The sequence below is a fragment of the Methylobacterium sp. J-067 genome (assembly GCF_022829465.1).
In the GTDB taxonomy this organism is placed as follows: Bacteria; Pseudomonadota; Alphaproteobacteria; order Rhizobiales; family Beijerinckiaceae; genus Methylobacterium; species Methylobacterium litchii.
Window position 1 is genome coordinate 97,956 of the sequence record NZ_JAKSXZ010000050.1, and the last position, 6,653, is coordinate 104,608.

Sequence of the window (6,653 nt, forward strand, 5' to 3'; positions counted from 1 at the left end):
CTCGCGCTTCGATCGATGCATTGTCGGGACGGCTCAACCTCGGCGCGACCTGTGCGAGCCGTTGCAGGCTGAGGGCTGGCTACGGATGGGGTTGGGCATTCGAATGATGATGGGCCGCTCGGCAGACATTCCCGCGGGATGGGCTGCGCCCCCTCAAACACACCCGTACTTTATCTTAGCCATCCGTTAGAAAGCTGGATGAAGCATCGACCTGCGAGCTTGACGGCAAGAAAGATTCGACTGCTATTAGGCGAGTCAGCTAGACAGGCCTTTCGATGCGCATTGACTTTTTAACACTTTTCGTCGGCAGCTTTGTAGCATTCTCTTATACTGCCGAAGCACAGCCGCTGCGCACAGTCGAGAAGGTCGTAGAAAGCGGGAAAATACAGCAGATAGAACGCCTCGTAGGCCTCGATGCAGACTGCCATCCGATTGCGAAGCCCACGATTTCATTGCTGCAAGAACCATCGCAAGGTCGTGTCACTGTCGAAAACATTTCAGTTTATCCTAGTTTTCCGCCTCAGAATCCGCGCTATAGATGCAATACCAAGAAGGTGATCGGCCAAGGTATCTTCTACAAATCGCGCCCATCCTCAAGTGGAGAGGACGCCTTCATTGTTGAGTTTGTAGACCTGTTGGGGACACCGCATCGACATCGATATCATGTAACGATTCGTTCAAATGGAAAGCCCGAAACAGCAGATCAAAAGTCACTGTGAGGGCATCATCTGACGGTGGTAAGGGCTGAGGCTCTGCCGAGAAGGATCTGTGGGGCATCGCCCTATTGCCGCGGCGGCCGCTTTCGCCGCGCTCGCCGATTAGCCCTGATCGACGTAGACGACGTCCGTGCTGTCGAGCCCCTAGGCGAAAGACCCCCCGGTCCGGCCCGCAGCCAAGCACAGCACCCCGCGCAAACTATGCTTGTGCTGGGCGGCCGTCTCGGGCAGCCGCGTCAAGTGGGGGGGCGACCCGTGTCCGTTCTTCATCGCTGACATCGGACCGATAGGCGCGACAGGATTGCATCCTCGCAAAACTGGCGCAGCTGCAGGTCCGTAACAGCCGCTAAGCCCGCCTGTAGATAAAGGCCGCCTGATCCCCCCTGCCGCTGCGGTTGAGATCTTGGGCCAGATGGTCGAATTCCCGAAGCTTCTGTTTCGAGATCGTGAGGGCGGGCTTGTCGAGGCGGTCTGTGATTCCGTTCCGGACCAGTGAGATGTTCTGCAGGTATTGCTCGCTGCCCCAAAACTGAAAACCCGAGGAATCGTCGATCGTCTCGACCAACTTGAGCCCGTTGTTGTCGCCCATGATCGCCATGCCCTCCCGGGAGGGGATGATGAGATGGCGGGGCGGGTCGAGCTGAACCCAGTTGGCGCCGTAACGCTCCCACGCTTCGGACGATGTCGTTGGCAGTCGAATGATGCAGACGCCATCGGGGGACAGTTTGCTGCGAATGACCCCGAGCGTCTTGGACGGCTCTCCGACATGCTCCAGGCAATGGTGGAGCATGATCACATCAAAGACGCCAGGGGTCTCTTGAAGCTCTCGTTTGAGTACTTTGACGCCACGGGAGGTCGTGATCTCACGCTCAATGAAGGGGTCGGCGCCCAGCAGGTCGGTGTATCCGCCCGCAGCAAGGACGTCTAAGAGCGCCCCGCCTCCGCAGCCTACGTCAAGAATACGAGCCGACTTCTTGATCTTGAGTTTCTTGAACAGGACAAGATTTTGGCTTGGCCGCTTCAGCCAGCAAAGTATTGCGCCGACGATGCTCCGTTTACCCAAAGCATGCATGTCGCGGCTGGAGATGAGTTTCCAAATAATTCGTTCGCGAAGGCTGATCTTACGGTCGGATCCCGTGGTCGAAAATGAGTAATAATCGGCTGGGTAGTAGCGAGACAGATCGGGTGGGACAGCCGCTATCTGCGCAGAGCTGCAATCGGAGCATGTCACGTATTTGAACTCGTCCCGCATACCAAACATCATCTCGCGCGCGATAAACGGCTCGCCGAGAGATGTTGAGTCGCAGACACGACAAACGTTATTCGTGAGATTGCCCATGTGATAGCGTGTTGAATGTCAACGAACTTGATCTCGCGAGATACAAGATCAATTCGTGTCAACGAATATAATTACATAGGAATTTAACACCGATCTTATGACTGCGTCAATGGCCTGACGATGCCGAAATTCCGAATTTAATCATTCAAGTTTTTCACCCAAATGAGTATAGCGCCTCGGCCGCAACGATGCGGATGTAACAGAGACCGTATAGGCGCGCAGAAGGCCGGGAGGGCGCCGATCTCGGCCGGAAGCCCTGCTTCACGCGGCAGCCGCGCGACACGGTGCGGGAGGGGCGAGCGCAGGGCCAGGGGCTGTTCAGCGGCGGGGCTCAGCCGGCAGACAGTCTACCACCCTGGCCCGATGGCAAACGGCCGAAGGGGTCTGATGGCCTTCTGTCGCATCGCGCGGTGCGCCCGCAGCTCCCATCTCGGGGACATGCAGGACGCACCCTTCAACATCATCATTCGCGGACGAAACTACGAGTGCCGCGTCTTCGGGGAAACCGAGGGCGAGACTGCCACGGCGGCCGAGACCATCCTGCTCCAGCTCCGCGAGGAGGCGGCGGTTTTTCCGGCGCAGCTTCACATCGAGTGTCGGGATCTGGAGGTGGCGAAGCGTATGGCGGCTTACTTCGCTGACATCACCGTCGAGTCGAACTGAGTTCGGCCCGAGGCAAGCCAGCAGCCGTCGCGGGGGCGGCCCTCGCGCGATCTGCCAAGAGCCGGCCCCTTTGTCCTCAGCCCTCGCCAGGTTCGGGACGGTCTACGTTCTGCTCCCGCTCATCGTCGGTGTAGCCCGCGAGCCAGTCGGCACTTTCCTGCGAGCCCGCGCGGTAGGGGTCGGCGGTGTAGGGCGCCCCGGATTGCTTGGCCGCCTTGCCTTCATCCCACTGAGCCGAATGGGTTGCCATCGTCGCCTCCTCTGAGCATTTGCCGAGAGACAACGCCGGAGGTGGGGACGGGATGCCGCCCGCCTCAGACTTTAGCCGCGCTGGGCCATCGGCGGCTTCCGTGACCGCATGTGCGCCCCATTCAAGACGGCGCTGGGCTCATCCCAACTTATCGCGTCCTGCCGCGTTGTTCGTCCCTGACCGCAGGAGAACAGCCATGGCCTACGTGACGATTGAGAAAGATGGCGAACCCTGGATGTATTGCCACTCGATGCATGACGCTGACTTGGAGCGTCAAATGTCCGAAGCGAGAGCGAAGGCGCCAAGCTCGACCTTTACCCATCGCCTTTCGACGCCCATCGAAAGCCAGCATTGCTCGGATGCCATGGATGCCGAGGGCGGTTTGATGGAGGACACGTTCAAGTTCTTCGCCGTGCCCGTCGTGGATGATCTCGCGGCCTGATCGAGTCCTCCACTCCACCACTATCCGGCGGCCATGCAGACGCGTCGGATGGTGGTGCCAGTCACGACCGGCTGGCGGGGGGGCGCATCGCACGACAGTTGGGGTCCATCCCCCAACATCGTCCAGGCTAACTGAGTGCAGCTGCAATTGATTGTGGGGCTGAGCACCGCTGGCGCGCCCTACGGGAATCGAACCCGTGTTTTCGCCGTGAAAGAGACGCTGTGACGTCTACCTGCGTCAATTCCTGAACCGAAAACCGATCTTCCAACAATTAGATGGTCGAATGCCGCCTAGGCTTGTCTACCTGAGCCTAGCGCTGCATATTGGACATCTGTTGGACATCGCCTGCAAAGGAGCCTCGCTGTGGCCCGCAGTGTTCGTGACGCCAACCTAGAGACACGCACCGCTCGCCAGCGGCTGCTTCCGCGCGGGAAGCCATACTATCGCGGCTTGGAGCCGGGCCTGCACCTCGGCTACCGCCGCCCTCAGAAGGGTGCCGGGAAGTGGGTCGCCCGTCACTACATCGGCGACAAAGATTATGAGGTCGAGACGCTAGCCGTCGCCGACGACTACTCCGACCCGGATGGCGTAGCTGTGCTGAGCTTCCGGCAGGCGCAGGACCTTGCTCGAAACCGGATGGTCTCTCGGGCTCACAGTGCCGCCGGCAAGACCGGCCCCCTTACCGTCCGGGATGCGCTGATCTCCTACGTCGAATTTCTCGACGCGAACCGAAAGACCGGTGTGGATGCTCGTCACCGCTCTGAAGCGCACATCCTGCCGACCCTCGGTGACATCGAGGTGGAAGCGCTCACCACGAAGCAGATCGAGACGTGGCTTTCCAACCTAGCGAAGGCCGCTCCACGGGTTCGCTCAAAAGCCGGTGGCGAACAGCGACACCGGATGATCGCAAACGACGACGAGACGAAGCGCAAGCGCCGCTCGTCGGCCAATCGGACTCTGACGATCCTCAAGGCTGCGCTGAACCGAGCGTGGAGGGGAGGTGGCATTTCCTCCGATCTGGCTTGGCGGCGCGTGGAGCCATTCGAGAACGTTGATGCCGCCCGCGTTCGCTACCTGACGATTGCGGAGGCCAAGCGCCTGATCAACGCGGCCGAGCCGGGCTTCCGCGCTCTAGTGCAAGCCGGTTTGGAAACCGGCGCCCGCTACGGTGAACTCTGCGCTCTGGAGGTGCGAGACTTCAACTCCGACTCTGGGACGGTCGCTATCCGCACCTCGAAATCTGGCAAGCCGCGTCACATCGTGCTGACGGATGACGGAGCGGCTTTCTTCGCGCGCCACACGGCCGGGCGTCACGGTGCGGAGCGGATGTTCCTGAAGTCGAATGGCGATCCTTGGGCGCCGTCGCATCAGAACCGCCCGATGGGTGAGGCTTGCACCAACGGTAGCATCACGCCGCCGATCAGCTTTCACGGATTGCGCCACACCTGGGCGTCGTTGTCCGTCATGGCCGGCGTCCCGCTGATGGTGGTGTCTCGCAACCTCGGCCACGCGGACACGCGCATGGTCGAGAAGCACTACGGGCACCTCGCGCCCAGCTACGTCGCAGATGCCATCCGCGCGGGCGCGCCGCGTTTCGGCGGCGTCGGCGACAACGTGCAGCCAATCCCGTTGGTCCGATGACAGGGCCAAGTTTTACACCTGCCGGTTTGTTACGTCTGGAAACCCTCTTAAACGAGGTTGAGACGGAAGATCTCGGCTCATTGTTAGCCAGCGGGTCGATTTCGGCGATGTACTATTCAGATGCAACGAGCTTCTCGGTTATTCCGCCCCAAGTATGGTTGGGTGAACACGCAAGAATCATTCTCACTGGTGGTGTCATATCTGCGGAAGTTGCGGCGCAGGTACTCGGAATATGGACCCGAGGGCAGGATCTACCCGTCTTTGTCCGCGAGGTTGAGTTGGACCGGTACCTTGAACCGGCATCAAACCAAGACCTCCACGACGGCGCCGCAACCGCGGAATTAGGCAAGCCGCTATCAGAAGCAGATACCGTCAAGGCAATTGAGATGCTGCGCTATGAAAGTGTGACGCAAAGGATGACGAAGCCCGAGAGGAGAGAGTTTCTAAGTCAGGCTTTTCCTGGTCGCCACATCACCGAGCCAGTTTTTCGGCGGATTGAGAGGGAAGCACCAGCGAAGATTGGGCGTCCCAAAAAGGATGACCGTAAAGTCTGACGGAAAATGCGAACATCACGCTTATCATCGTTTTATTCTGAATAGTTCTGCATAATCTTACATGCACCGCCCCGAACACAGGCAGGTGCAGAGATGCAAGTTTGGACAATTGAAGAGTGGTGTGAGCGCAGGAAGATCTGCCGAGCCACTTTCTACAATCTGCTCAGGGCCGGCAAAGGGCCCCGCATCATGAAAGTCGGGCGCTCCGTCCGGATCAGCGAGGCCGCTGATGCCGATTGGCTGCGCGCATGTGAGGTCGATGCTGCTCAGAAGGAAGCTGCTTGAGCCATGAAGAAACCCGCGCATCGCGGGGCGACGGCGGGTCTCTCGAATGCTTTCCGGCAAGTCAGCGTTAAGAGATATGCGCCAGATCACGCCCCTCTTCAAGCCCGTATTCTGATCCACCGCTTTGGCCTCCCGCCCGCAACGGCGGCGATGCTGGCCGAGCTTGCTTATCCCGTCCTCGACTCATGGAGGGCGCAGCGATGAGCGCTCGTAATCCCTACGGCATGTTCCCGACCGCTTATGGCGTATCCGTCCCGGTCTTTAAGCCGTCGTCGGATGCATCATCCGACCCCGACCACTTCCTGTTCGATCTGGAGGGGACCGCAGTGATGGCAGGCATCCATGATGCCGCCGAGCGCTGCCGTTTCGTGGCGGATGCAAGGCGTCTGAGTGGTTGTCCTCGCTTTGAGAACTACGGCGGTCACAGCGTGCCGCACTCGCCACTGCCGAGGCCGAAGGAGCCTGCCTACCCTAAGGTAGCTGGGATGGAGGCCGACATACCGGTCGAAGCATGGACGACCGGCATTCTCGACTGTTCGCGGTGGATCGACCGCGCCGACTTCCTCTTGGACATCATCGGCGACAACCAAGTGCTGGCCACCGCGTGGGTCAATGACACCTGCATGGCAGAGGTGAGTGCGCTAGGCTTGTCCATCGTAATGACGGCCGCTCTCGAACATCTCTGCGAGACGGAGATCGACTGTCTTGAAGCGGCGGCGATGTACGCGCTGACCGAGCACGACGAATGGCGCCAAGCTGGTAT

At 59.8% G+C, this 6,653-nt stretch carries 9 protein-coding genes; 7 read left to right on the forward strand and 2 right to left on the reverse strand.

The genetic code is table 11. The annotated features are described in order from the left end of the window. Nucleotides 1-275: 275 nt before the first annotated feature. The gene (locus MKK52_RS04540) at nt 276-719 is read left to right on the forward strand and encodes a hypothetical protein (protein ID WP_243952603.1); all 444 of its coding nucleotides are present in this window, start codon (nt 276-278) and stop codon (nt 717-719) included. Between the two features lie 343 nt (nt 720-1,062). On the opposite strand, the gene MKK52_RS04545 is transcribed toward MKK52_RS04540, so the two are convergent. Then, nucleotides 1,063-2,055, reverse strand: a complete 993-nt coding sequence (locus MKK52_RS04545; RefSeq protein ID WP_243952604.1) for a class I SAM-dependent methyltransferase — start codon at nt 2,053-2,055, stop codon at nt 1,063-1,065. Nucleotides 2,056-2,493: 438 nt separating this feature from the next. On the opposite strand from MKK52_RS04545, the gene MKK52_RS04550 reads away from it, so the two are divergent. Continuing rightward, the gene (locus MKK52_RS04550) at nt 2,494-2,718 is read left to right on the forward strand and encodes a hypothetical protein (protein WP_243952606.1); all 225 of its coding nucleotides are present in this window, start codon (nt 2,494-2,496) and stop codon (nt 2,716-2,718) included. A gap of 76 nt (nt 2,719-2,794) precedes the next feature. Here the strand turns inward: MKK52_RS04550 and MKK52_RS04555 are convergent, their stop codons facing one another. Next, nucleotides 2,795-2,968 carry a hypothetical protein gene (locus MKK52_RS04555; RefSeq protein WP_243952608.1) on the reverse strand — a complete coding sequence of 58 codons (174 nt, stop codon included), beginning with the start codon at nt 2,966-2,968 and terminating at the stop codon, nt 2,795-2,797. A 196-nt stretch (nt 2,969-3,164) separates the two neighbouring features. Between MKK52_RS04555 and MKK52_RS04560 the strand changes: the two genes are divergently transcribed. The 5 genes from MKK52_RS04560 to MKK52_RS04580 form a co-directional block, all read left to right on the forward strand. Beyond that, on the forward strand, nt 3,165-3,410 hold the full coding sequence (locus MKK52_RS04560; RefSeq protein ID WP_243952610.1) for a hypothetical protein: 246 nt from the start codon (nt 3,165-3,167) through the stop codon (nt 3,408-3,410). Nucleotides 3,411-3,773: 363 nt separating this feature from the next. After that, a complete protein-coding gene (locus tag MKK52_RS04565) occupies nt 3,774-5,051 on the forward strand; it encodes a tyrosine-type recombinase/integrase (protein ID WP_243952611.1) in 1,278 nt (425 codons plus the stop codon). Further along, a complete protein-coding gene (locus MKK52_RS04570) occupies nt 5,048-5,605 on the forward strand; it encodes a hypothetical protein (protein ID WP_243952613.1) in 558 nt (185 codons plus the stop codon). Before MKK52_RS04565 ends, MKK52_RS04570 begins: the two co-directional genes overlap by 4 nt. Before the next feature lie 93 nt (nt 5,606-5,698). After that, a complete protein-coding gene (locus MKK52_RS04575; protein ID WP_243952615.1) occupies nt 5,699-5,890 on the forward strand; it encodes a helix-turn-helix transcriptional regulator in 192 nt (63 codons plus the stop codon). Nucleotides 5,891-6,090: 200 nt separating this feature from the next. Further along, on the forward strand, nt 6,091-6,653 hold a 563-nt coding region (locus tag MKK52_RS04580; RefSeq protein WP_243952617.1), incomplete at its 3' end, for a hypothetical protein.